This window comes from Hoeflea phototrophica DFL-43 (assembly GCF_000154705.2).
Lineage (GTDB): Bacteria > Pseudomonadota > Alphaproteobacteria > Rhizobiales > Rhizobiaceae > Hoeflea > Hoeflea phototrophica.
In genome coordinates, this window is the sequence record NZ_CM002917.1 from 3,665,589 (window position 1) to 3,688,387 (window position 22,799).

Here is a 22,799-nt window from a genome sequence, read left to right on the forward strand (position 1 = left end):
CCTTCATGGGTTGGATGTGAGAAAATCATCGCGCCGCGGCGCAAACGTGTCGATCAGGGTTCCCGGCTCCAGGCAACGGCATCCATGCACCGCATTGGAAGGGATGACAAAGCTCTGTCCGCCCGCGACCTCGAAGGTCTCACCGGCTACGGTGAAGGCAAAGCGTCCCGATTCCACATAGGTGGACTGCACGTGCGGATGGCTGTGCAGCTTGCCCTCCGCCCCTTCCGCGTTGAAGCGGAAGGCGACGACCATCAATTCCGGGCTGTCGCTGAGGACCTGCCGGGTGACGCCCGGATCGGCGGGAACTTCGGGGAAGGATTTCAGGATCATGGTTTCAACCTCAATGGAAAAGCGAAGGCAGCCAGAGTGACAGCGCAGGAATGTAGGTCACCAGCAACAGGGTGAAGACCGCGGCCCCGTAGAATGGCCAGATCGTCCTGATCGCATCCCAGACGGAGATACGGCCGACCGCACAGCCGACGAAAAGCACAGTGCCAACTGGAGGCGTGCAGAGACCGATGCCGAGATTGAGAACGAGGATCACCCCGAAATGCACCGGATCCACACCGAAGGCAACGGCGACCGGGAGGAAGATCGGTGTGGTGATGACGATCAGCGGTGACATGTCCATGAAGGTGCCAAGCATCAACAGGACCAGGTTGATCATCAGCAGGATGATGATCGGGTTGTCCGAGACCGCCTTCATCAATGTCACGAGTTCAGCCGGAATTCGAAGAAAGGCAAGCAGCCAGCCGAAGGACGCCGCGCAGCCGATCACCAGCAGCACCATGGCGGTGGTACGAACGGCCGCTTTTGTCGCCTCCACAAAACTGTCCCAGTGCATGGTGCGATAGGCCAGCGTCGTGACCAGCAGCGCATAGACCGCGGCAATGCAGGAGCTCTCGGAAGCGGTGAAGATGCCCGAGCGAACGCCACCGAAAATGATGACGATCAGCAGGATGCCCGGGATCGCATTGAAGAAAATCGCCCCCAGCATGGCCCAGCCGGGAAACGTCTCGGTCGGATACCCCGCCTTGCGGGCAACAAACCAGGCGGTGATCATCAAGGAAACCGCGAGCAACAGGCCGGGGATGATACCGGCCGTGAAAAGATCCGCGATCGACAGGCGACCGCCGGCGGAGATCGAATAGATGATCATGTTGTGGGACGGTGGCAGCATCAGCGCGATGATCGAGGAGACCACCGTGACATTGACGCCATACTCGACGCTGTAGCCCTTTTCCTTCATCTGCGGGATCATCAGTCCGCCGATCGCGGTCGCATCCGCAGCCGCAGAGCCGGAGATGCCGCCGAACAGAACGGAAGCGGTGATGTTGACCTGTCCCAGGCCTCCGCGCATGTGACCGACCATGGCCCCGGCAAGGGCCACCAGCCGTCGCGCGATATCCCCGCGCACCATCAGTTCGCCCGCAAAAATGAAGAACGGAATGGCCATCAGTGCAAAAACCGAAACCCCGGAATTCAAGCGCTGAAACACCACCACCGGCGGCAGGCCGAGATAGAGAACCGTCGCGAATGAGGACACGCCAAGACAGAAGGCCACCGGAGTGCCGATCAGGAGCAGGAACACGAAGGTTCCAAAGAGAATCCAGACTTCCATGATCAGTCTTCCACGAGATCTGCTTCGCCAAAGCGAGCGGTGGGCATGCCGGCGGCCCGTCGGGCCAGCCGCTCAAGCGAAAACAGCACGACGAGAACACCGCCGCCAACAATCGGCAGGAAATCGAAGGCCCCGGAAATACCCAGCGACGGCAGCTTGACGTCCCAGGCCGACAGCGCCAGCTGGGATCCAAACCACACCATGCCAAACCCGAAGCCCACGACGACAAGGTCGGAAATGCTGTAGAGCCAGAGCTTGGCGGTCTCGGGGAGAAAATACAGCAGCACATCAAAGCTAAGATGGTAGCCTTCCCTGATGCCGACCGCAGCACCGAGAAAGATGAACCAGCCCATCAGGATGACAGCCGCTGGCTCACTCCAGACCAGCGAGTCATTGAAGATGTAGCGGGCGACCACCTGGGCGGTGATGAACACCGTCATCAAAATGAGTCCGGCAGCAGCCAGCCACAGCGCAACACGCGCGACATGGCGCAAGGCCCGCGCGACAGCTTTCATCATATCCTGCACTTCAACCCCCGAAATACGGGACAAGGGAACGGCCATGGCGGGCAATCCGCCATGGCCTCAAGCGAGTGATCAATCGGTTGCGCGAATGCGGGCAACCATGTCCTTGAGCTTGTCCGACGTGACATGCTTTTCATAGACGCTGTCCATCGCGGCCATGAAGGGCGCCTTGTCGATCTCGGTGATCACCTCGACACCGGCAGCGCGGACTTTTTCCTCGGAAGCCTTTTCACGGGCGACCCACATCTCGCGCATCACCGGAACGGAATCCTTGGCGGCCTGACGCACCGCTGTCTGGTCTTCCGCCGAAAGCTTGTCCCAGGATGCCTTGGACATCACCAGGACCTCCGGAACGATCAGGTGTTCGTCCAGTGTGTAGTAACCGGCAACTTCGAAGTGGCCTGAGGATTCAAAGGACGGCCAGTTGTTTTCAGCACCATCGATGACGCCGGTCTGGATCGAGGAATAGACCTCGCCGTAAGGCAGCGGCGTGGCATTGGCGCCCAGTGCGGTCATCATGTCCACGAAGATGTCGGACTGCATGACGCGGATCTTCATGCCCGCCAGATCTTCGATCGACTTGATCGGCTTGACCTTGTTGTAGAAGCTGCGCGAGCCGCCATCATAGAACGCAAGACCGACATAGCCATGCGGTTCAAAAGCCTTGAGGATGTCTTCACCGACCGGGCCGTCCATGACGCGGTGCATGTGGTCAACGCCCTTGAACACGTAAGGCAGGGACACAACCTTGGTTTCCTCGACAAGATTGTTGAACGGTCCCATCGAGACGCGGTTCATGTCGATCACGCCGAATTTGGTCTGTTCGATCGTATCCTTCTCCTGGCCGAGCTGTGCGGAATGGAACACCTCGATGCAGATGCGCCCATCGGTGCGCTCCTCGAGAAGCTTGCCCATGTGCTTGACGGCTTCAACGGTGGGATACCCATCCGGATGCGTATCAGATGATTTCAGGGTCATTTCGCAGGCGCCGGCGGCCATGGCCATCGCAGCCGTGGCCAGCAGAGCACCAGTCAGTGTTTTCATGAGTTTCATTGTTCATTCTCCTCCCAGAATGGCTCTCAGAGCCGATAGGCTTGCTTTGCAAGCCGGTATGCGAGGTCATTTGCGACCTCAAAAGCATCCTCGTTCGACAGCCGCCCGGTGGCGACCAGCGTGGCGAGGAAAGCGCAATCCACCCGCCGCGCGACATCGTGGCGGGCAGGAATGGAACAAAAGGCACGGGTGTCGTCATTGAAGCCGACGGTGTTGTAGAAACCCGCCGTTTCCGTCGTCATTTCACGGAACCGCCGCATCCCCTCGGGGCTGTCATGAAACCACCAGGCCGGACCGAGCTTGAGTGCCGGATAGGCGCCTGCGAGCGGGGCCAGTTCACGCGCGTAGCTGGTTTCATCCAGGGTGAACACGATGATGGTCAGATCGGGTTCCAGACCGACAGCATCCAGAAGCGGCTTGAGAGCCCGCACATAATCGGTGCGCGTGGGAATATCGAAGCCCTTGTCACGGCCAAACGCCGCCGCAATCGGATCTGAATGGTTGCGGAAACTGCCGGGATGAATCTGCAGCACCAACCCATCTTCAAGGCTCATGCGCGCCATTTCGGTCAACATGTGGCCACGGAAAGCATCCGCTTCCTCGGCCGAGCACGCACCCTTGAGCGCTTTGGCAAACAATGCAGCAGCGGTGGAAGCGGCAAGGTTTTCGGTGCGCGCGCTCGGATGCCCGTGATCGGACGAGGTGGCCCCATAGGACTTGAAAAAGGCGCGGCGGATGCGGTGGGCGCGCAGATAGCCTTCCCAGTCCGACGTGTTTTCGCCGGTCAACTCACCGAACCGCTCCACGTTCTCAGCGAATCCCGCAAATTCCGGGTCGACGACAGCGTCCGGACGATAGGCCGTCACAACCCTGCCCTGCCAGCCGCTGTCCCTGATCATCTGATGCCAGCGCAGATCATCAAGCGGGCTCTCGGTGGTGGCAATCGCCTCGATGTTGAACCGCTCGAACAGGGCCCGCGGCAGGAATTCGGGACGGGCCAGGCAGTCGGCAAGATGATCATAGGTCTCGTCAGCCGTCGCCGCCGACACTGGCGTCATCATCGCGAACACATCCTGGAATGCATGATCGAGCCACAGCCGCGAAGGCGTGCCGCGAAACAGATGATAGTTCTCGGCAAACAACCGCCAGATCTTACGGCCATCGGTTTCAGTGGGACCGCCATCGGCCCGCGGCACACCGAGGCTTTCAAGGCTGATGCCCTGCGAGAACAGCATCCGAAAGACATAGTGGTCAGGCGTGATGAAAAGTTGCGCAGGGTCGGGAAACGGCTTGTTCTCGGCATACCAGCGCGGATCCGTATGCCCATGCGGACTGATGATCGGCATGTCGGCGACACTCTGATAGAGTTCACGGGCGATTCCGCGGCTTTGCGGATCGACCGGAAACAATCTGTCAGGAGCCAACTGTGTCAATCTAACCCTCCCAGGCGGACCTTCTTTTTGCAGGTCTTTCAATCAAACTAGTAATGTAATATGCTAGTATGCAATTCAAGTCAACGGAGTGACCGCATGTCCGTATCGTCCCCTTTGCGGGCCCTCGAACCACTCAACCGCCCGTCTGTCGCGGACACGGTTTTTGATGAACTGCACAGTCAGATTATTCTTTTGGAGTTGGCGCCCGGCACCAAGATGTCGGAGGCTGAAGTCGCCAAGGCCCTCGGCGTTTCACGCCAGCCGGTCAGAGACGCGTTCTACCGCCTGTCCAAGCTCGGGTTCCTGTCGATCCGCCCGCAACGCGCGACCCTTGTGTCCCACATTTCCTCAGCCGCAGTGCTGCAGGCACGCTTCATCCGCAACGCCATTGAAGCCGAAACGGTGCGCACCGCGTGCCGGGTGCTTAAGCCTGAAGACTTCAGCGGGCTTGATACCGTGCTCGATGCGCAGCACAAGGCGGTCAAGGCAAGCGACCCAGTGAGTTTTCATCAGCTCGACGATCAGTTTCACAGAGAGATTTGCGAGCGCTCGGGCCTTGCCTTCGCGTGGGATATCATTCGCGAAAACAAGGCGCATATGGACCGGGTACGGTTTCTGTCCCTCTCCTTTGCCTCCAATGACGCCTTCAATGATCATGTTGAAGTGATGGAGGCCATAAGGGCCCGCGACGAGGAACGTGCCATGAAGTACATGCGCAAGCACCTCTCACGCATCAAGGAGCAGATAGTCCGGATCAGGGCCGATCATGTTCAGTATTTCGCAGACGAGAGCGATGCATGACGCAGACATTCCTGTCGATCGGCGAATGCATGGTCGAGATGGCCCCAAAGGGCACCGGTGACTATCAGCTTGGATTTGCCGGCGACACGCTCAACACCGCCTGGTACGCAAAGCACGCTCTTGGGCCCGGTTGGGACGTTGCCTATTTCACGGCTGTTGGACAGGACGCGCTCTCGGAACGCATGTGCAGCTTCATGGATACGGCAGGTATCCGCACCAACCACATCCGCAAGCTCCCGGATCGCACGGTAGGGCTCTATCTAATAGAACTCAGCAACGGCGAGCGCAGCTTCGCCTATTGGCGGTCGGACTCCGCAGCGCGACAACTGGCCGCCGACCGTGCCGCCCTGGCGAAAGCTCTCGGGTCGGCGCAGGTGATATTTTTTTCAGGAATCACCATAGCGATCCTGTCACCCGCACACCGCCTGACGCTGCTTGGGAGTCTGTCACAGGCACGCCAAAACGGTGCGACCATTGTCTTCGATCCGAACCTCAGACCGCGGCTTTGGAACACCCCCGAAACTATGCGCGATGCGGTGATCGCCGCAGCCAAGGTCAGCGACATCGTCATGCCTTCCTTTGACGACGATGCTCTGGCGTTCGGCGACAAGACGCTCGAGGCAACCGCACAGCGCTATGCCGATGCCGGCGTTCCCCTTGTCGTCGTCAAGAACGGTGCCGGCCCAATGATCGCGTTGGACAAGGGCAAGATCGAACATTTCACCCCTGCCCCGGTGAGTGAGATCGTTGACACCACGGCCGCCGGCGACAGCTTCAACGCTGGCTTTCTGGCAAGCTATCTCGACAGCAAAGATCTCCCCCGGGCTCTTGCCGCAGGGGCCGAGCTGGCGGCGAAGGTCATCACACGCCATGGTGCGCTGGTCGATCCCGAGGGCCTAACAAGCGCTTGAGCGGGGCAACCCGTATCCGGGTCAGGGCTTGTAGGGTTCACCAAGCGATGCCACGCCGTTCAGCTTGAGCAGCCGGCGGTTGGACGAGATGATCCCCAACACGATGATCGTCACCAGATAGGGCAGGCTCGCAAGCAGCTGCGATGGCAGTTCCACACCCGTCGTCTGAGCGGCAAGCCCGGCAAGCGAGACGGCGCCGAAGAGACAGGCGCCCAGGAAGATCCGGCCTGTCAGCCAGGTCCCGAAGACCACAAGCGCGATCGCAATCCAGCCGCGTCCAGCAATCATGCCGTCAGCCCAGAGCGGGGTGTAGACCGTCGACGCATAGGCTCCGGCAAACCCTGCCATGGCACCGCCTAAAGCCACCGCGCACACCCTGATCAGGATGATCGGATAACCGATGGAGTGAGTGGCCTTGGGATTTTCGCCCGCGGCCCGCAGGATCAGGCCTGTCTTGGTGCGCGCGAACACAAACCAGACACCGAGGGTCGCCAGCAACGACAACCAGACGACAATGTCCTGGGTGAAGAGACCGCCCACAAGCGGCAGATCGGAGAGACCCGGGATTTCAATTTTCGGGATCCCGCGGATCGTCAGGCTTTCATAGGATTTGCCAAACAGGGCCGAAAGCCCCTGCCCCAGGATCCCGATCGCCAGACCCGCCGCCACCTGATTGGCCTGCAGCCCGATGGCAACAAAGGCAAACAGCAGCGACAACATAGCGGCCGAGATCCCGGCTGCAATGAAACCGGCAAAATGGCCGCCGCCATTGTAAACCACGATAAAGCCAATCGCGGCGCCAAGCGCCATCATGCCTTCAACGCCGAGATTCAAAACACCGGTGCGCTCGGCCACAAGCTCGCCCAGCGCAGCCAGCAGAAACGGTGTGGCCGCCGCCAGCATCCCGGCGAGAACAAACTCGATCGCGTTCATGCTTCACCTCGCTTGAGCTGATCAACCCATTCCAGCCGGTACCGGACAAAGGTGAAGGCGATCAGATAGCAAAGCAGGATGCTGCCTTGAAACACACGGACCGCCGCAATCGGCAGATCGGCAGAAACCATGGCATTGTCACCGCCAATATAGAGAACCGCCATGACGAATGAGGCGAACACGATGCCGATGGGATGCAGGCCGCCGAGATAGGCAACGATGATACCGGCATATCCGTAGCCGGTCGAAATCGAGCGCTGCAACTGCCCGATTGGACCTGCAACTTCCGCAGCGCCAGCAAAACCGGCCGCCAGGCCACCGATCAGCAGTGACAGCCAGATCGTCCGGGATTCCGAAAACCCGGCATAGCGCGCGGCGGCCGGCGCCAGACCGCCCACCTCCAGCTTGTAGCCCTGAAAGCTCCGCTGCATGAAAATGAAAGCCAGCACGGAGAAGAACAGACCGAACAGCAGCGATATGTTGACCCGCGTTCCCTCAAACAGGATCGGCAGCATCGCGTCATACTGGAACATCACGGTTTGCGGAAAATTGAACCCAGCCGGATCCTTCCAGGGGCCGAGCAGCAGATAGTTGAGCAATTGCGCCGCCACCAGGCTCAGCATCAGCGAGACCAGAATCTCATTGGCATTCAGACGTGCCCGCCAGAAGGCGGTGATCGACGCCCAAAGCGCCCCGCCCACAGCCCCCAGCAACAGCATCGCGGGCCATATCCAGACACCGGTGGCTTCTGGATACATCACCGGAATGGCTGACGCGAAAATGGCCCCGAGAATGAACTGCCCCTCTGCCCCGATGTTGAAGATCTTGGCACGAAAGCCGATGGCCAGCCCCTGTGCCACCAAAAGCAGGGGCCCCATTTTCAACAACACCTCAGAGAAGCCGTACCAGGATAGAAACGGCTCAAGCAGCATTGCGTAGAAGACCCCGACAGGGTTCTTTCCCATAATCAGGTAAAGCGCCAGATTGAGAATGGTTGCCGCCACAAGCGCCACCACCGGCGCCAGCGCCGTCATCATCAGCGAAGCCCGTTCACGGCGGACCAGACGAAAACCGAACATCGAAGCCAACCAACTCATCCCGCAATCGCTTCCTTGCCGGCTTCAGCACCAATCATGAAGCGGCCGATGTCCTCGGGCCGCGTTTCGCGCTTGTTCAGCGAAGGGCTGAGCGACCCGGCATGCAGCACCTGGATCCGGTCGCAAAGCTCGAACAGCTCCTCGAGTTCTTCTGAAATCACCAGGATCGCGACACCTTCATTGCGAAGGGCAATCAGCTTCTGGCGGATGGCGGACGCGGCGCCGATATCCACGCCCCAAGTGGGCTGGGCGACGAACAGAAGCTTGGGCGCCAGCTTGATTTCGCGCCCGACAATGAATTTCTGCAGGTTTCCGCCCGACAGAGACCCGGCTTCGGCATCGGGCCCGGAGGTGCGAACATCAAAATCGTCGATGCAGCCTTGCGTGAAAGCCCTGGCCTTCGCCTTGTCGACAAGACCATAGCTGAGCAGACCGAGAGGATGAGCCGTCAGCAGGCTGTTGCGGACCAGCGGCAGTTCAGGCACCGCCCCGCGCCCAAGCCGCTCTTCCGGAACAAAGGCGAAGCCGAGGCTCCGGCGTTGCGCCGGCATCATTTGGCCGACCGGCTGCCCCATCATCTGGATCTGCTCGGCCTGCATTTCGGGCAACACCGTCTCACCGGAAATCAAGGCCGAGAGTTCGCTCTGACCATTGCCGGAAATCCCCGCGATTCCGAGGATTTCACCGGAACGAACCGAAAGCGTGATCTCGGACAGGGACACCTTGAACGGATCATCCGTCTGATGCGACAGACCAAAAAGTTCGAGCCGCGCCTCGCCCAGATCCACCGGCTTGGCCGGCGCGGGCTCGGGCATGTCCCGGCCGATCATCATCCGCGCAAGATCATGGGCATCATGCTCGCGCGGATCAACATTTCCGGTCACCAGGCCACTGCGCAAGATGGTCGCGTGATCGCATACGGCCCGGATCTCCTCGAGCTTGTGGGAGATGAACAGGATCGACACGCCGCTGTCGCGCAGCTTCTTCAATGTCTCAAACAGCTTGGTCACCGACTGCGGCGGCAGCACCGAGGTGGGCTCGTCCAGGATCAGCAGTTTGGGATTGGTCATCAGGCAGCGAATGATTTCGACACGCTGCCGCTCGCCGACCGAAAGCGCGTGAACATGCGCAAGCGGATCGACTTCCAGGCCGAACTCCCGGCCCAGCGTGGTGATGCGCTCAATCAGTTCGGCCTTCCGCCCGTCTATGACAAGCGCAATGTTTTCGGCAACGGTGAGTGTTTCCAGCAACGAGAAATGCTGGAACACCATGCCAATTCCGTAGCGCCGCGCCACCGCCGGCGAGGTCAGTTTGAGCGGCTCCCCTTCCCACAGCATCTCGCCCGTATCCGGCATCTCCACACCATAGATCAGCTTCATCAGCGTGGATTTGCCCGCGCCGTTTTCGCCAAGAATGGCGTGAATGGATTGCGGCGCCACGTCCAGATCTATGCCCTGATTGGCATGGATCTGGCCGTAGCTCTTCGAAACGCCACGAAGCGAAAGAAGGGGAGCCGTCATCAGCTCACTTCGGCAGCGGCGTGGTCACGCCCTTGACATGCCAGTCCATCGAGACGACCTCGGCCTCGCTCATCGTGACACCGTCTGCAACACCCTCGCTGCCATCGGCCTTCATGATCGGACCGGTGAAGGGCGAGAAGCTGCCATCGGCAATCTTGGCTTCGGTTTCCTTGATGGTGGCCATCATGTCGGCCGGGATATCCGGGCTCCAGTCGACAACCTCGACCACCTTGTCGGCAACACCGAGGAATGCGCTCTTGCCCTCGAATGTGCCGGCAAGATGCGCATCCACCTGCGCCTTGAAATACGGACCCCAATCGGTCAGCACACAGCCCAGATAGGTCTTGGGCGCATAGGCCTTCATCGAGGAGTTCAGGTTGAAGCCGTAGACACCGGCTTCCTCGCAAGCCGAGATCACCGACGGCGTGTCCTGCGCGTTGGAGAAGATCACGTCGCAATCCTGTGCCACCAGAGCCTTGGTGGCTTCCTGCGCCTTGGCCGGATCAAACCAGGAATTGAGCCAGACGACGGAGACCTCGATGTCCGGATTGACCGCCTGCGCACCAAGCGTGAAGGCATTGATCGAGGTGATCAGTTCGGGAATGGCAAAAGCGGACACCGAACCGAGCTTGCCGGTCTTGGAGACGGCTGCGGCAGCCATGCCCATCAGATAGGTGCCTTGGGAATACTGCGCGGCAAACGGCGAGAAATTCGGCGCGACCTTGAAGCCCGATGCATGCAGCACCGAGACCTTCGGATTGCGCCGCGCAATCTGCAGCGCGCCGTTCTGATAACCGAAGGAACCGGCGATCAGGAAGTTGTTTCCGTCCGCAACGGTCTTGTTCATGATCCGGTCGGCATCGGGACCTTCAAAGATGTTCTCGATGACCGTCAGCTTGACCGCATCACCATAGGCCTCGATGACCGGATCGAGACCGGCCTTCAAGGCATGCCCCCAACCCACATCGGCCACCGGCGACGGGATCACCAGTGAAATACCCAGCGGTTCGCTGGCAAGCGCAGCCTTGCCGCCAAATGCGGTTGCAAGGCCGGTCGCTGCGGCACCTTGCATGAGTGTCCGTCGTGTCAATTTGTGTGTCATGCCTGTCTCCTGTCGAGTGTTTAGAATTCCACGGTTGAAAGTGCGGCCTCGGCATCGGCAAACAGTTTTGCCTCATCAAGACCGGTAAACTCGCCTTTCGACCAGACGATGCGCCCGTTGATCATCGTCAGGTCGGTGGGCATGCCAATGCCGACCTTGGCCAAGAGGCTCAAAGGGTCGTGCCTTGTGCCGACATAATCCATGCGGCGGGTGTCGATGGCGAACAGATCTGCGGCCATACCCGGCGCCAGTCGCCCGATGTCGCTGCGCCCCAGCAGCGACGCACCACCGCTGGTCGCCTGGCGGAAAAATTCGGCCGGCTCCGGCACCTGATGCTCACGGGTCGAAGCCACCAGGCACTGCAGCATGTAGGCCGAATGCACACAGTGCATCAGGTTGGAATTGTCATTGGAAGCCGCACCGTCGCATCCCAGGCCGACGCGCACGCCCAATGCCGACATCGCCGGAATGTCGGTGACTTCAGCACCGACGAGATAGACCGGTTCCGGGCAATGCGACACGCCGGTCCCGTCAGCTGCCATCTTGCTGAGCTCGTCATGGGTGAGTTCCCAGCAATGGGCGTAGAAGGCATCAGGCCCGGCAAAGCCCAGTTCGGCGCAGTAATCCACCGTGCGCATCCCGTGCCGCGCCTCGATCACCGGGCTTTCGCCCTCACCCACATGGGTGTGCATCAACACACCCCGGTCCCGCGCCAGCGCAACCGATTCAACGAATGTCTCCCGGTAGCAATTGACCGGCTGGCAGGGCGCAACAGCCACCTGACGCATGCTGAACTGCGAACCGTCATGATAGCTGTCGATCAGCCGGGCACAGTCGGCGATGAATTCATCGGTCGTCTCGAGCATCTCGTCGGGGATCGTGGAGCCTTCCGATTTTGGCAGCGTGTTGCCGCCGCGCCCCGCATGAAACCGCATCCCCAGAAGCTCCGCCGCCTCGAACTGCCGGTCGATGATCCGTTTGCCAGCATGCCTGGGAAAGCAGTACTGGTGATCAAACGCCGTCGTGCAACCATGCTTGATCAGCTCCGACATGGCGGTCACCGACGAGTGATAGAAGCAATCCTCGTTCAGCCGCGAGAAGACCGGATAGATCCGGTCCAGCCATTCGATCACGGAGAGTTTTGTCCAGTCCAGATCCGCCCGGTTGCGCACGAAGGTCTGGAAGAAATGGTGATGCGTGTTCACCAGCCCCGGATAGACAAACCAGCCATCAGCCTTGACCGTGGCGATGCCATCCATTGAATGGGTCGCATCAAGACCGGCCCCGGCCGCAACAACCGCCGGCCCGACGATGAGAAGGTCAATATTGCGATGGACCTTAGGCCCTGCGCCCTCCTCCAGAATCACGGCTTCGCAGTTTTTCAGAAGATAGCCGCTCATCTCAGCCATGCTCCATTTCGGCGGAGGGTTCCGGCTTGAGTTCATGCAGACGGTGAATGCCGGGCATCTCGATAAATCCGTCAAGCGCCCTGAGCGCGCGCATCCACTCGCGAATGTTTGGATAGGGATCGAGCGAGACACTGCCGTCGGGTGCCAGGGCCACATAGGGAAAGCAGGCAATGTCGGCGACCGTCGGCCGGTCGGAGACAAGAAAGCGCATGCCGCGCAGATTCTGCTCGAACAGCGCCGCCTCCAACTCCCGAAGGGCCAGGATGCCGGCCTTTTGCAAGGCTCCCAGATCGCCCGGCCTGAGCAGCATTTCACACAGCCTCGCGCCGCCAAGCGAGGCGGTCAGCCGCGACGAGAAAGCCAGCCACTGCGTGATCCGCGCGTTTGCCGCGGGCGATCCGTCACCCATCCACTCCGGCGCGTGTCTGCCGGCGATGTAGACCAGGATCGCCGACGAGTCCGTGAGGATCAGCTCGCCATCCTCAAGGATCGGAATGGAGCCCGCCGGATTGAGCGCCATCAGCTCCGGCCCGCGATGTTCCTCGCCGGGATGGAAATCCACAGATCTCAGACTGATTTCGGTGCCCGTCAGCGCGGCCAGCAGGCGGACTTTGTAGCAGCTGGGTGAGAGGATGTAATCGTAAAGCTTCATTGCGCCACCAACTGAGCACCATAGGTGTAGTCGTGACGCTTGAGCCAGCGCCGGTAGGCAACCGATGTCATGTCCGCGCGCGTCGGGATCTCCTTGCCCGGATCAAGCGGCAACCGCGCCGGGATCTGGTTTTCCAGGATCGAACGGTCCTGGACAAAGATCATCTGCTGAAAATGGATGAGATCCGTCATCGATGTTTCGTCGTCATAAAGCGCCATCCACGGCCAAACGTCACACAGATCTTCGGAGATCGGCTGGACAAACAGGCAGATCACGTCCCATTCGCCGGGACGGGCCGGACAGGTCTTGTAAAGAACCGAGCATGTGGGCGCTGGCACCCGGTACATGTACTCCGTGGTGATCCCGCCCTCGGCCGATTTTGCCGCCTGCGGCTGGTAGAACGACACCTTGGTCGCCCAGACCTCATCTTCCTTTTCCCGGATCTCGACCTCGTATTTCGCCACTTCCGTGTGCGGCTCGGCGCCCAGAATATCGGTATGCACGAAGGGGAAATGGGCGATATCGAGAAAGTTCTCGACCGCCCGCAAGGGCGAACACCGAACCCGCACGACGCCGACATCAACCAGCCGACGGCCTGGTTGATCGGCTTCCGACAATGCGAACAGATCCTCTGGCGGCGTCCCCAGCGATGTCCAGACATGGCCGAAGCGTTCCAGCACCGGCAGGCTGCGCCCCTCGGACCGCGTCACACAGGCTAGACCGTCAACAGCTTTGGAGACATGGATGGCAGTTCCCATCAGCACGGTGTCTTTGCCCACCTCGTCGAGCTGGCTGACAAGGCCAACCGGATACCATTGATCGATCATCGCGCTGGCACTCATGAACATGGCTCCTTGTCCGCCAGCGCCTCGGCCGCCCGCCGCAGTGCTTCGGCAGATCTCGAAACCGCAATACGCTCCGCCAGGGTGGCGTCCGGCCCGATCAGAATGTGGACCAGCGTCGCGCCGTCTCCCTGATCGACACAAAGCACTCTCGCGGCAATCCCGCCAAGCATGCAGCCAAGCGCCAGCCCCTCTTCCCGGGCCTCATCCACTGAAGACCTGATCTGGTCAGGCGATGCCATCACGGTGATCGAGCGCAGCGGCTCATATCCGGCGATGTGAGGCGGCGGCGTGTCCGCCGCATCGCGGCTCACCCAGATGACGCCCCCCACCTCCGCAGCGGTCTGGGTTTCCACCTTGATCGCCGTTGGCGGGGTCAGGTCGGGATGCGCCGGAATGCGCACACACTGTCCCGACAGGCCATAGCTCCAGCCATGATAGATGCATGAGAGCGCTTCACCACGCACAAAGCCATGCGACAAACGCATGCCGCGATGCGGGCACCGGTCGGCGCAGGCGGAGAGCTTTCCACTCGCACTGCGCCACAGCGCCGCTGCGCCCTGGACAGTCCTGATCGGCGCAACACTTGCTGGCCGCACATCATTGGAAAGGGCAACTGGCACCCACTGGCAATCTGGATTGGGGAAGAACACGGAAAACCCGACTCGCACTTGTCTCAAAAAGCAGCGCACCATCCCGATGCACCACATATCCGTCAGATAGACTTGCATGCATTTTATGCACTTGCAATAGTGCAAACAAATTGTGCACGCACCCGGAAACCCGACTCTCGAAACAGCTGCAATCGGGGGCAGAACCCGGTTCGGCACACACCGAAAACAACATGCTGGTGGCGTGGAGAATTTCTGAAATGGCGCAAGCCTCAAATGCCCGGGAACAGATGATCTTGCGCGGCGAGTTCAGCGCCGGAAGCTTCGTGCCATGGATTGAGGCCTACGCACACAAACTGGGCCTGACCGGGATCATTCAAAAGGCAGATTCGGGCCGCATCGAGCTGCAACTGGAAGGCCCGCCGGAACTGGTCGACGCCATGGAAGTGGGCTGCCTTCTGGGGCCAATCGACATCTGGGTGGAAACAATCGAGCGCACGCCAGATACGGAACCGCCGCAACATCGCGTCTGAAATGCGAACCCGGACGCCGCGACAAGGACATGGGCGAGTGCTCGGATCTCAAAACCAATTTGAAGCCAGCAGCACCACCGCTCTTGCGAGGGCATCACCCCGCTGAAACGAGACAGACAGCCGTACTGCTCCGTGAGTGAATTCAATTCATGCGTCCGACAGAACGAATCCGTTCAATTCTCTCCATTGACGAAATCGACAATGGTGCGTGCATCTCTGATATCCCCGAGCTTGTCCAGGCTTTTGACGTGCTTGCGCAAGCCCTCTATCCCCACCTCTGCAGGATTGCCCGCCTTCCAACTCTTGACGCCTGAATGCAGCGCCAGACCTGACCAGCCCACCTCAAACATACGCCTGAGCGGACTGGTCGCCAGGCGTTCCGCTTCGGTGAGATAGGAGTCGCCAAGCACGCCGGTCGCCCCCTTCGCGATGGTGAGATTGCTATAATCTTCCATCGATCCGCAATAATTGTCGGCACAGGTATAGGCAAAATCCGCGCTGTTGGCGGCCAGCGCCAGACCTGCGTAATAGCTGGCGCCATAATAGGCGGCACCGACGCCACTGGCGATTCCCACGGTGGAAACGATCCCATTCAGCGTCGCCCACTGGGCTTTGCCATAAACCGAAACCGTATCGAACTCGGCCAATTTTGGGATCAGCGAATCGAGTGCCCTACGCGCCACCATGTCAGGCCGGCGCACCCGCGCATTGGTGCGGCCATTGGTCTGAACACGGGTCACGGTGCTCTTGAGTACATCAATGATCGGGCTGAAGCCCTTGCCCGTGATCTCCAGCAGTCTTTTGACATCACAACCCGACACAAGGTTGAGATTGCTGCGTGTGCCCACAATGGCTTCGCGCTGAGTTGCCAGGAAATCGCGGATATCACCGGCAACATCGGCTGACATGGAGCCATCGGCCCCGCGCAAGGCATCACCGCTGGCCTTGCGCTGCCGGATTTTTGCAGCAAGTGAATTCTGCTGCGATCGTGCCAGCAACGTAATGAACGAAGGCTCGCCACGCCATACGCTTTCAGCAGCGCGCGCGAAGGCTGGATTGGCCCCATTCTGGTCCAGCAGACCATCAATTGCCGTAATATGGCTGTTGAGCGTATCAACAAACTTGCCTCTAACCATCAGCATCGCAGCATGCTGCCCGAACGTGATGGGTACCCCGTGCGAGGCGACAAATGTGCCACCGGAAATCGCTTCTTCTTCCTCGACGCTCAACTTGTCCCAATCGGTCGTACCATAACGATCAGCACACTTGGCTGCTTCCCGCAGGGCGGCAATGAAATCGCCGGAAACTGTATCATCAGCTTTCACCACCTGCGCATCGCCGGACGGCGGTATCTGTTCGATCTTCGAGTTCCCGTCCGAGAAACGAGGTCTCAGAAATTCGTTTTCAGCCAGCAGAAGTGTCCGCTCCGCTGGCAGATCGTCATAGGCATCGGTCTTGGCCAATCTGACCTTTTCACCCGTTCCACCAGTCGACTGCATGATGCTGTCCATCGTGTCGTCAGCATCGAGCTTCAAGAACCCGGTCTCTTTGCCTTCTGCCGAGACGAAATCGCGATAGGTTTCCTTATCCGCCAAAACATAGCTTTGGGAGCGATAGGTTCGTGGCTTTCCAGCAACCCGGTTGAGGCTGATCTCCAGAGATGCGCCCGCGCGCGCCTCGCTTGCCAGGCTGACATTGCCGCCAGCAAAATCAATGGCGAGGGTTTCACGATCAATCTCGTTGTTGAGTTCTGCCTGGAAGACAATTTCATCACGAAAATAGAGGGGCCGGCTGGTTGTCTCCGATGAACGGAGCTCATTGCCCGCATCTCCTGCTTCAAGAAGTTCGGACGTGTCGGGGCGGACAATGGCAATCAGGCCATTCAGATCACCATAGAGAAGAGGCCATTCGCCCGAGGCCTTTCCATAGTGAAGGTCAACAACACCTGTTTCGATTGGTTCCGAGATCGTCGCGGTGACCCAATAGACTTTGAGGTCGTCATCGGCCTGAGCATCCTGCGCAGCGCTCAGAGCTGTCTCGCTCACCGCCTCGGGTGCCAGATTGCTAAGCCGCTCGCGCACCCAACCCGGTTCGAAAACCTCCAGACTGGAATAGGTGATTCCATCAGTTTGGCTGGTAACCGTCTCGGCATCATCAATCTCCAGGTCGCGGGCAATGACGATGAGTTCGCGCAGATGCGGCTGCGATTTTGAATCATCGACACGTTCGACCGAGCCTTCCTCGACTTTTGGATAGACCGGCGCCAGCGGCGTGCCGGTCACCGCTTTTTGTGCCGACGCCACCAATATTTGTTCAATTCTCGGTGCCGCCCCCCAGACAATAGGGTTTTGCAGTTCTGCCGAACCGCTGAATTTCTGGATAGGTCCGAAAGCTCCATCGAAGCCGATCTGGGCCTCCCAATCCCATGTCGTGGTGCGGCCAACACTTTGTGGATTGAACAAGCGCAACTTGAGGCCTTGCAGGATGCTTCGACCATCGCCTGGAATGTGCAATCCTCCAAGGTACAATGGCGCTGCGCCTCTCTTTCCGACGGCTCCACCCAACATTTGAATAAAGTGAGAAAGTGAAGTGCGTTGCGCACTTTTTTTGGACGATTGACCGGAAGTTACCCAATGTTCGGCCAGGAATGCTTCTTGAGTCGCAACTTTGCCATCAACAAAATAGCGCGCCTCTTCACCTTGGACGATTGCAACCAGTTCCTTGTGCTCGAAAACCAACTCCTGGGCACTGGCCGTGGTGGTTTTGGGCGGTTCCCAATCGGGGACAAAGCCGGGCAGTTCCACGATCGATTCATCCGACCCCTCAGGCTCACGGGATGACAAGCTGAGAACGGTCTCGCCGCTATTCTGCACCACCTCACCGATCAGCTTGAAGCTTCGCTCCGCATCCTGATACATCATGGTAAAAGAGTTGTCGGCAGCTGTGGCCGGTTGCGCCACGGCGCTTGGCGCAAGAGAAAGAACTGCTACCAGCGTCATTGCCCGGGCCCAAGACGCGGCCAGTGCCAGGAACAAGAGAAATGTCCCAGATCGATGTGCTGAGGCTATCTTTGTGCTCATTCTCAGGTCTCGCGATTTCAGCCCGTTCCAGGGCGTGACGCCATGTCCGTGTGAACTCGCCGCGGCTTAACCCGCGATGAACTCGACCCAGTTCTTGTGAACCCAGCCCTTTTTGCCTTTGTGGTTTACCTCACGGTCCTGCTTTATCCGGGAGCAACTCATATCCGGCGCGTCATACATCACGCCAACCCAGTTGCCCTTTTCCTCAAACAGCCAAAGTTCGTCATCATTGTGAACCTCATCGAGCTTCTTGTATTTCGACCCTGGCCCTGAACGCACAGCCAGAAAACCATCGCCATCAGCCTTCAATCCGGTCACCTTGCCATAAGCGCAGGTGTCCAGATCATCAACCGCATATTCCATAACCGGAACATCGAGTTCCTGTGCTTTGACCGGGGCTGGCATCAGCACCAAACCGCCGATTGACAACGCGAGCATTGATGAAAGAACGAGCGAATTTGTCATAGCAGTCTCCTAGTTGATCGTGGCCTTGAACATCGTGGTCTGTCCCGCGAAAATCTCGAAATCTTCGGTTACCACGCGTTTATCCCGAAGGCGTCGTAGAAACCGGTAACGCCCCGGGGGCAGTGCGGCGATATCTGCCCGATTTGGAGATCCGCCAGCCTGTGTGCCATCAGATCCGTCCGGATTGACTTCCAATATTCTCACCACGAAAAACACTCCGACGTCTTCGCCAGCGCTGGTAATTTCGAAGTCGACAACGCCAACATTCATATCGAACACCGGGCTTGAGAGTTCATTGGCCGTAACCACGACCGGAAACAGACGGTCGACCAATGATGCAGCAGAAGGCGAATACCTTGCCCAGACCCAATAGGTCCCGGCCTTGAGCGCGAAATTTGCATTTGTAATGCCGGCCGTAACGCCCTTGCCCGTCATGCCGCCGGCAATCGCAGCCTCTTCTGTCGCATATATGCGATAGGTCATGTGCCCCGTCCGTTTGCCGCCTTCGGTCATGACCGCGACCGGTTGCAAATTGCCAAACCGCATATCGAACGTATATTCAACGATTTCACCGGCAATGATTTCAATCCGGGCGGTTTCGCTGATCGTTTGGTGTGTTGCCACCACCTTGTAGGTGCCTGCTGGCAGCCATGTGACATCGCCCCCCTGGATGGCAACATCCAGTTCGGTGGTGGCGTCCACGCCATCAATCACCGGGTAGAAACGGTACAGCACCCGATCCGGTGCAAGCGTTTCATCATCACCGGCAAAGGCGTAAAGCGACACACCGCCGCCATCGAGATTGACCTCGCCGAGCTGTTGCCCGTCGTCCCCGATGGTGATCTCGGCGTCGCGCAGCAGAGCTGAGTTCAAATACCGGGCCGCAACCTGATAGGCTCCTGGTTCAAATTCGGGATCGTCTGGATAAAGCACACCCAGCCCCTGATAATGTGGCTCCCCGTCCTTGAGGACGGTCCAGTATACGTCGAGTGGCTTTGCACGCTCACAGGCTTCACACAACTTCGCGTACAGAAAGAAACCGGGCTCAGGCTCCGCTGCTGGCGCGGGCGCGGGCTCGGGCTCGGGCTGAGCTGCAATCGCGGGCGCCGGTTCAACGACCGGAGCAGTTGCAACAGTCCGGCGGAGCGCGTCCTTGAGCTCCTCGGCATTGTTGGCCCGGAAGAACTTTCCGCCCGTCTCGGTGGCGATGCACTGCAGGCTTTTGAATTCCTCCTCGGTGACATCAAAGCCGATAACGTGAACATCAAATCCGGGATTGATGATCCCCAGTGCTTTGGCTTGCGCGCAAGGGTCAGCATCACAGGTCTCCAACCCATCGCTGACAAGCACCACGGACGATTTGCCGGAGAAATAGCCAACGCTTGTGGCCGCAAGCAATAGTGTCTTGCTGATCGGGGTTTTACCGCGTGGAGAGATCGATTGGACCTTGTCAATGAGAGCTGGCCGGTTGACCTTGCCCGGCAAGGCGACAACCTCGATATCCGAGCAATCGCCTTTACGACGGTGACCATAGACCATTAGACCAAGATCAACCGCATCATCCCAATTGCTGATGAGATCGGTCATCACGTCCTTGGCAATGGTGATCTTGGCCTCACCATCGACCTGCCCCCACATGCTGTTGGAGCCATCAAGCACGATCATCACCTTGCCGACCTTGGCAGATGGGACAGCGTTTTCTTGAGCATGCATTGTGGAAGTGACAGAACAAACCAGGGCGAGCGTCGCCAAAAAGCGAATAAGAAAAATCATGTTACACCCATGGTTGACTGCAAATAAAGATTAAAAAAACCCTTTTTGTTAAGTGAGTCAATGATTTCGGACCCAAAGGTTTATGCAACGCAATGCAATATGGGCAAAAACAAAATCGACAAAAAACATCTGAAATCAAAGACATCTCCACAAATGAGGGAATATTCCCGAAAATTTGGATGATAACTGCGACAAGACCGTGAACTTGTGGCGTTTGAGTGAACCAGTTGTCGAAGGCATGTCATCCGATCGTCAGCATACTTCGACCGCGCTCTCGGTAGGTATGGGCTCTAATTGAACCTGGGCTGCTTATAAACGTAGGTCGGCTAAGGGCCGAAAGTGTCGGTGCAAAGTCCGTCTTTCGACGACGGCTTCTCCGGTTTCAGCACCAAAAACAACGAAAACCGGCACTGCCAAACGCAAAAGTATGTTCAAAACAGCGTTCAATATCACTGTGTTCAACACAGTGCTTCCGCAGCAAAAACCGCAAATCGCTTTGTAGTTTGTCACCCGGTTCTGCCAGGAGGCGGGAAAAGGTGGGATTTGGCGGGAAAAGCTGGGAAAGCTCGTTAATTCAGGGGTTTGACGGCGTGGAGTTGGGGTGAACTGTGGGTGCCGTTTTTGACGGGCGGTTGTTCCCTGGGAACGGAAGTACGGGGCGGGCGGGATGTGTGATGCAGGGCTTTCGAAGTCCCTTCAAAACGGCTGTGAGGGCCGTTTGGCACTGCCTGAAACGCAATCAAATCAACGCTCTTTCGAAACCAAAGGCCTAGCTTTGCCGTCAGCTGGTTGGAGCCAAAATGGTGGCTAATTCTAAGCCAAAACAGGAAGACAGCTCCGGTGTCGATTTTCCGTTGGAGACGGCAACAGAAAACTCAAAAAAAACAATGAATTGGTGCCACCTGAGCGGAAAATGCAGATTCAAAAGATCCATCCACTAGGGCCTGTGGACATTCAGGATTCCCATCGGGTTTGATTTCTGATTCAAACTTTCCAAACGGAGGTTTGAATGAACGAGCAGCGCTTTGTGGTGACGGATGATGTATGGCAGCGACTTGAGCCGCATTTGCGTGGAAAGGCCAGCGATGCGGGAGCCACGGCAAGAGACAATCGGCTGTTTCTTGAATCAGTTTTTTGGCGCGTTCGGACCGGCTCACCATGGCGCGACCTGCCGCCAGCTTTCGGGAATTGGAACAGTCAGTTTCGGCGGTTTCGCCGCTGGGCGAAGGCGGGAGTATTCGAGGGTCTTTTCAAAGCCATGAGCGGTGACCCCGACCTCGAATATGCGCTCATCGACGGCACCATTGTTCAGGTTCACCAGAAGGCAGCTGGCGCAAAAGGGGGACTCAGGCTCAGGCCATCGGGCGCTCACGCGGCGGCCTGACGACCAAAATCGTTGCACTCGTCGATGCTCTTGGCAACTTGGTCCGCTTTCTGCTGCTGCCGGGTCATGCGCACGACATGAAAGGCGTTGCGCCGCTGATCCGGGATGTCTCCTTCGGCGCGCTAATGGCGGATAAAGCATTCGACGCGAACTGGCTTCTAGAGGAGTTGGATGAGCGTGGCGCAAGCGCCGTGATCCCACCGAAATCAAACCGAAAGCAACAGCGTGACTACGATGTCGAAGCCTACAAGTGGCGGCATCTGGTTGAAAACTACTTCGCGAAGATCAAGGAATTCAGAGGCATAGCAACACGCTATGACAAAACGGACTGTAGCTACACAGCCAGTTGGAACCTTGCCGCGACCCTGATTGCGTCAAGATGATTGTCCACAGGCCCTAGTTGGAAACATCAATTCCGCAATAGAATCTAGCTGTTTCACAGAATCAGCGTACAGACATCGAAACTCACATCGACAATAAGGTGCCTCATAATGAGCTATTGGGGCAGGCCTTGTCAGCAGTCCCCAGATTTTTCTGCCAGGGCAATCAACCCAGATCCGAACGGGCCGCTGGCGCCAAAATCGCCAGCAATCCTGCGGTCGATGAAATCGGCGTAGAGACATCTAAACCGTGATGCATAGTCGGAGAGATGCTGCTCCAGAAGTTCGCGGTTGCAAACCTTAGATTTTGCGCAAAGGTCAACACTGTCAAAGAAATTGACCAAGGTGACAACCGCCAATTCGTGTGCAGTGACTTCTGAGCCTTGCATTGATCTATCGATAAATGCAGATCGCGCCTTATTCGGAATATCGACCAACAGCATGTTTTCTTTCTGCCTAATAAACCGGTACAGCTCGTTTCGTGCTGCCAGTACGTCGCCACTATTGAACTCCTCAATATATGTTAGAGAAGCCTCATGCTGCGAGCGCTGCCATTCACCGGAATAGGCAAGTCCGGCAAAAACAACACCTCCGATTACCGCGATTTCGGCGGCAAGAGAAACCCAGCGACGGATACTGGCAAAGTGAATTATCTTCATCAAATCTCCCAGA

The 22,799-nt window shown here is 58.3% G+C and carries 20 protein-coding genes and 1 pseudogene; 4 read left to right on the top strand and 17 right to left on the bottom strand.

The features are described 5' to 3' along the window. Positions 1-3: 3 nt before the first annotated feature. The 5 genes from HPDFL43_RS17280 to uxaC are packed head-to-tail and all read right to left on the bottom strand — an operon-like array spanning position 4 to position 4,634. A complete protein-coding gene (locus HPDFL43_RS17280) occupies positions 4-333 on the bottom strand; it encodes a cupin domain-containing protein (RefSeq protein WP_007198685.1) in 330 nt (109 codons plus the stop codon). 10 nt (positions 334-343) lie between these two features. After that, positions 344-1,624 (bottom strand): TRAP transporter large permease, encoded by a 1,281-nt coding sequence (locus HPDFL43_RS17285; RefSeq protein WP_007198686.1) that lies wholly within the window; start codon positions 1,622-1,624, stop codon positions 344-346. A 2-nt stretch (positions 1,625-1,626) separates the two neighbouring features. Then, positions 1,627-2,187: a TRAP transporter small permease gene (locus HPDFL43_RS17290; protein ID WP_007198687.1), complete on the bottom strand. Its 561-nt coding sequence runs from the start codon at positions 2,185-2,187 to the stop codon at positions 1,627-1,629. A 33-nt stretch (positions 2,188-2,220) separates the two neighbouring features. Beyond that, entirely contained in the window at positions 2,221-3,201 is a 981-nt protein-coding gene (locus HPDFL43_RS17295; RefSeq protein WP_007198688.1) for a TRAP transporter substrate-binding protein, read from the bottom strand. Positions 3,202-3,227: 26 nt separating this feature from the next. Beyond that, complete coding sequence (gene uxaC, locus HPDFL43_RS17300) at positions 3,228-4,634, bottom strand: glucuronate isomerase (RefSeq protein ID WP_007198689.1); 1,407 nt, start codon at positions 4,632-4,634, stop codon at positions 3,228-3,230. Between the two features lie 96 nt (positions 4,635-4,730). On the opposite strand from uxaC, the gene HPDFL43_RS17305 reads away from it, so the two are divergent. Then, the gene (locus tag HPDFL43_RS17305) at positions 4,731-5,435 is read left to right on the top strand and encodes a GntR family transcriptional regulator (RefSeq protein ID WP_040449306.1); all 705 of its coding nucleotides are present in this window, start codon (positions 4,731-4,733) and stop codon (positions 5,433-5,435) included. Next, positions 5,432-6,346 carry a sugar kinase gene (locus HPDFL43_RS17310; protein WP_007198691.1) on the top strand — a complete coding sequence of 305 codons (915 nt, stop codon included), beginning with the start codon at positions 5,432-5,434 and terminating at the stop codon, positions 6,344-6,346. Before HPDFL43_RS17305 ends, HPDFL43_RS17310 begins: the two co-directional genes overlap by 4 nt. Before the next feature lie 21 nt (positions 6,347-6,367). Here HPDFL43_RS17310 and HPDFL43_RS17315 read toward each other — a convergent pair whose 3' ends face one another. The 8 genes from HPDFL43_RS17315 to HPDFL43_RS17350 are packed head-to-tail and all read right to left on the bottom strand — an operon-like array spanning position 6,368 to position 14,524. After that, entirely contained in the window at positions 6,368-7,279 is a 912-nt protein-coding gene (locus tag HPDFL43_RS17315; RefSeq protein ID WP_007198692.1) for an ABC transporter permease, read from the bottom strand. After that, the gene (locus HPDFL43_RS17320; RefSeq protein WP_007198693.1) at positions 7,276-8,376 is read right to left on the bottom strand and encodes an ABC transporter permease; all 1,101 of its coding nucleotides are present in this window, start codon (positions 8,374-8,376) and stop codon (positions 7,276-7,278) included. The genes HPDFL43_RS17315 and HPDFL43_RS17320 overlap by 4 nt, the downstream gene beginning before the upstream one ends. After that, a complete protein-coding gene (locus HPDFL43_RS17325) occupies positions 8,373-9,896 on the bottom strand; it encodes an ABC transporter ATP-binding protein (protein WP_007198694.1) in 1,524 nt (507 codons plus the stop codon). Before HPDFL43_RS17325 ends, HPDFL43_RS17320 begins: the two co-directional genes overlap by 4 nt. Before the next feature lie 4 nt (positions 9,897-9,900). Beyond that, positions 9,901-10,998 (bottom strand): BMP family ABC transporter substrate-binding protein, encoded by a 1,098-nt coding sequence (locus HPDFL43_RS17330; protein ID WP_040449307.1) that lies wholly within the window; start codon positions 10,996-10,998, stop codon positions 9,901-9,903. A 20-nt stretch (positions 10,999-11,018) separates the two neighbouring features. Beyond that, positions 11,019-12,398 carry an amidohydrolase gene (locus HPDFL43_RS17335; RefSeq protein ID WP_040450442.1) on the bottom strand — a complete coding sequence of 460 codons (1,380 nt, stop codon included), beginning with the start codon at positions 12,396-12,398 and terminating at the stop codon, positions 11,019-11,021. Position 12,399: 1 nt separating this feature from the next. Continuing rightward, the gene (locus HPDFL43_RS17340; protein ID WP_007198697.1) at positions 12,400-13,059 is read right to left on the bottom strand and encodes a glutathione S-transferase family protein; all 660 of its coding nucleotides are present in this window, start codon (positions 13,057-13,059) and stop codon (positions 12,400-12,402) included. Then, positions 13,056-13,901 (bottom strand): aromatic ring-hydroxylating oxygenase subunit alpha, encoded by an 846-nt coding sequence (locus tag HPDFL43_RS17345; protein ID WP_040450443.1) that lies wholly within the window; start codon positions 13,899-13,901, stop codon positions 13,056-13,058. Before HPDFL43_RS17345 ends, HPDFL43_RS17340 begins: the two co-directional genes overlap by 4 nt. Beyond that, positions 13,898-14,524 (bottom strand): Rieske 2Fe-2S domain-containing protein, encoded by a 627-nt coding sequence (locus HPDFL43_RS17350; RefSeq protein ID WP_007198699.1) that lies wholly within the window; start codon positions 14,522-14,524, stop codon positions 13,898-13,900. Before HPDFL43_RS17350 ends, HPDFL43_RS17345 begins: the two co-directional genes overlap by 4 nt. A 248-nt stretch (positions 14,525-14,772) precedes the next feature. Here HPDFL43_RS17350 and HPDFL43_RS17355 point away from each other — a divergent pair, with 248 nt between their 5' ends. Next, the gene (locus HPDFL43_RS17355) at positions 14,773-15,045 is read left to right on the top strand and encodes an acylphosphatase (protein ID WP_007198700.1); all 273 of its coding nucleotides are present in this window, start codon (positions 14,773-14,775) and stop codon (positions 15,043-15,045) included. 173 nt (positions 15,046-15,218) lie between these two features. Here the strand turns inward: HPDFL43_RS17355 and HPDFL43_RS17360 are convergent, their stop codons facing one another. The 3 genes from HPDFL43_RS17360 to HPDFL43_RS21475 all read right to left on the bottom strand — a co-directional run bounded on the left by HPDFL43_RS17360 (position 15,219) and on the right by HPDFL43_RS21475 (position 20,303). Beyond that, entirely contained in the window at positions 15,219-18,080 is a 2,862-nt protein-coding gene (locus HPDFL43_RS17360; RefSeq protein ID WP_156970320.1) for a hypothetical protein, read from the bottom strand. A 111-nt stretch (positions 18,081-18,191) separates the two neighbouring features. Continuing rightward, positions 18,192-18,590, bottom strand: coding sequence for an SH3 domain-containing protein (locus HPDFL43_RS17365; RefSeq protein WP_007198702.1), 399 nt, complete (start codon positions 18,588-18,590; stop codon positions 18,192-18,194). A 9-nt stretch (positions 18,591-18,599) separates the two neighbouring features. Continuing rightward, positions 18,600-20,303 (bottom strand): vWA domain-containing protein, encoded by a 1,704-nt coding sequence (locus tag HPDFL43_RS21475; RefSeq protein WP_156970321.1) that lies wholly within the window; start codon positions 20,301-20,303, stop codon positions 18,600-18,602. Between the two features lie 1,069 nt (positions 20,304-21,372). Between HPDFL43_RS21475 and HPDFL43_RS21740 the strand changes: the two are divergent. Continuing rightward, positions 21,373-22,130, top strand: a pseudogene (locus HPDFL43_RS21740) (IS5 family transposase). A gap of 131 nt (positions 22,131-22,261) precedes the next feature. Here HPDFL43_RS21740 and HPDFL43_RS17385 read toward each other — a convergent pair. Further along, positions 22,262-22,786: a hypothetical protein gene (locus HPDFL43_RS17385; RefSeq protein WP_040449310.1), complete on the bottom strand. Its 525-nt coding sequence runs from the start codon at positions 22,784-22,786 to the stop codon at positions 22,262-22,264. Positions 22,787-22,799 lie beyond the last annotated feature (13 nt).

Coding starts and splice junctions, on each gene's coding strand:
- HPDFL43_RS17280 (WP_007198685.1), bottom strand. CDS start 333: ATGATCCTGAAATCCTTCCCCGAAGTTCCCGCCGATCCGGGCGTCACC.
- HPDFL43_RS17285 (WP_007198686.1), bottom strand. CDS start 1,624: ATGGAAGTCTGGATTCTCTTTGGAACCTTCGTGTTCCTGCTCCTGATC.
- HPDFL43_RS17290 (WP_007198687.1), bottom strand. CDS start 2,187: ATGGCCGTTCCCTTGTCCCGTATTTCGGGGGTTGAAGTGCAGGATATG.
- HPDFL43_RS17295 (WP_007198688.1), bottom strand. CDS start 3,201: ATGAAACTCATGAAAACACTGACTGGTGCTCTGCTGGCCACGGCTGCG.
- HPDFL43_RS17305 (WP_040449306.1), top strand. CDS start 4,731: ATGTCCGTATCGTCCCCTTTGCGGGCCCTCGAACCACTCAACCGCCCG.
- HPDFL43_RS17310 (WP_007198691.1), top strand. CDS start 5,432: ATGACGCAGACATTCCTGTCGATCGGCGAATGCATGGTCGAGATGGCC.
- HPDFL43_RS17315 (WP_007198692.1), bottom strand. CDS start 7,279: ATGAACGCGATCGAGTTTGTTCTCGCCGGGATGCTGGCGGCGGCCACA.
- HPDFL43_RS17320 (WP_007198693.1), bottom strand. CDS start 8,376: ATGAGTTGGTTGGCTTCGATGTTCGGTTTTCGTCTGGTCCGCCGTGAA.
- HPDFL43_RS17325 (WP_007198694.1), bottom strand. CDS start 9,896: ATGACGGCTCCCCTTCTTTCGCTTCGTGGCGTTTCGAAGAGCTACGGC.
- HPDFL43_RS17330 (WP_040449307.1), bottom strand. CDS start 10,998: ATGACACACAAATTGACACGACGGACACTCATGCAAGGTGCCGCAGCG.
- HPDFL43_RS17335 (WP_040450442.1), bottom strand. CDS start 12,398: ATGAGCGGCTATCTTCTGAAAAACTGCGAAGCCGTGATTCTGGAGGAG.
- HPDFL43_RS17340 (WP_007198697.1), bottom strand. CDS start 13,059: ATGAAGCTTTACGATTACATCCTCTCACCCAGCTGCTACAAAGTCCGC.
- HPDFL43_RS17345 (WP_040450443.1), bottom strand. CDS start 13,901: ATGAGTGCCAGCGCGATGATCGATCAATGGTATCCGGTTGGCCTTGTC.
- HPDFL43_RS17355 (WP_007198700.1), top strand. CDS start 14,773: ATGGCGCAAGCCTCAAATGCCCGGGAACAGATGATCTTGCGCGGCGAG.
- HPDFL43_RS17365 (WP_007198702.1), bottom strand. CDS start 18,590: ATGACAAATTCGCTCGTTCTTTCATCAATGCTCGCGTTGTCAATCGGC.
- HPDFL43_RS21475 (WP_156970321.1), bottom strand. CDS start 20,303: ATGCATGCTCAAGAAAACGCTGTCCCATCTGCCAAGGTCGGCAAGGTG.
- HPDFL43_RS17385 (WP_040449310.1), bottom strand. CDS start 22,786: ATGAAGATAATTCACTTTGCCAGTATCCGTCGCTGGGTTTCTCTTGCC.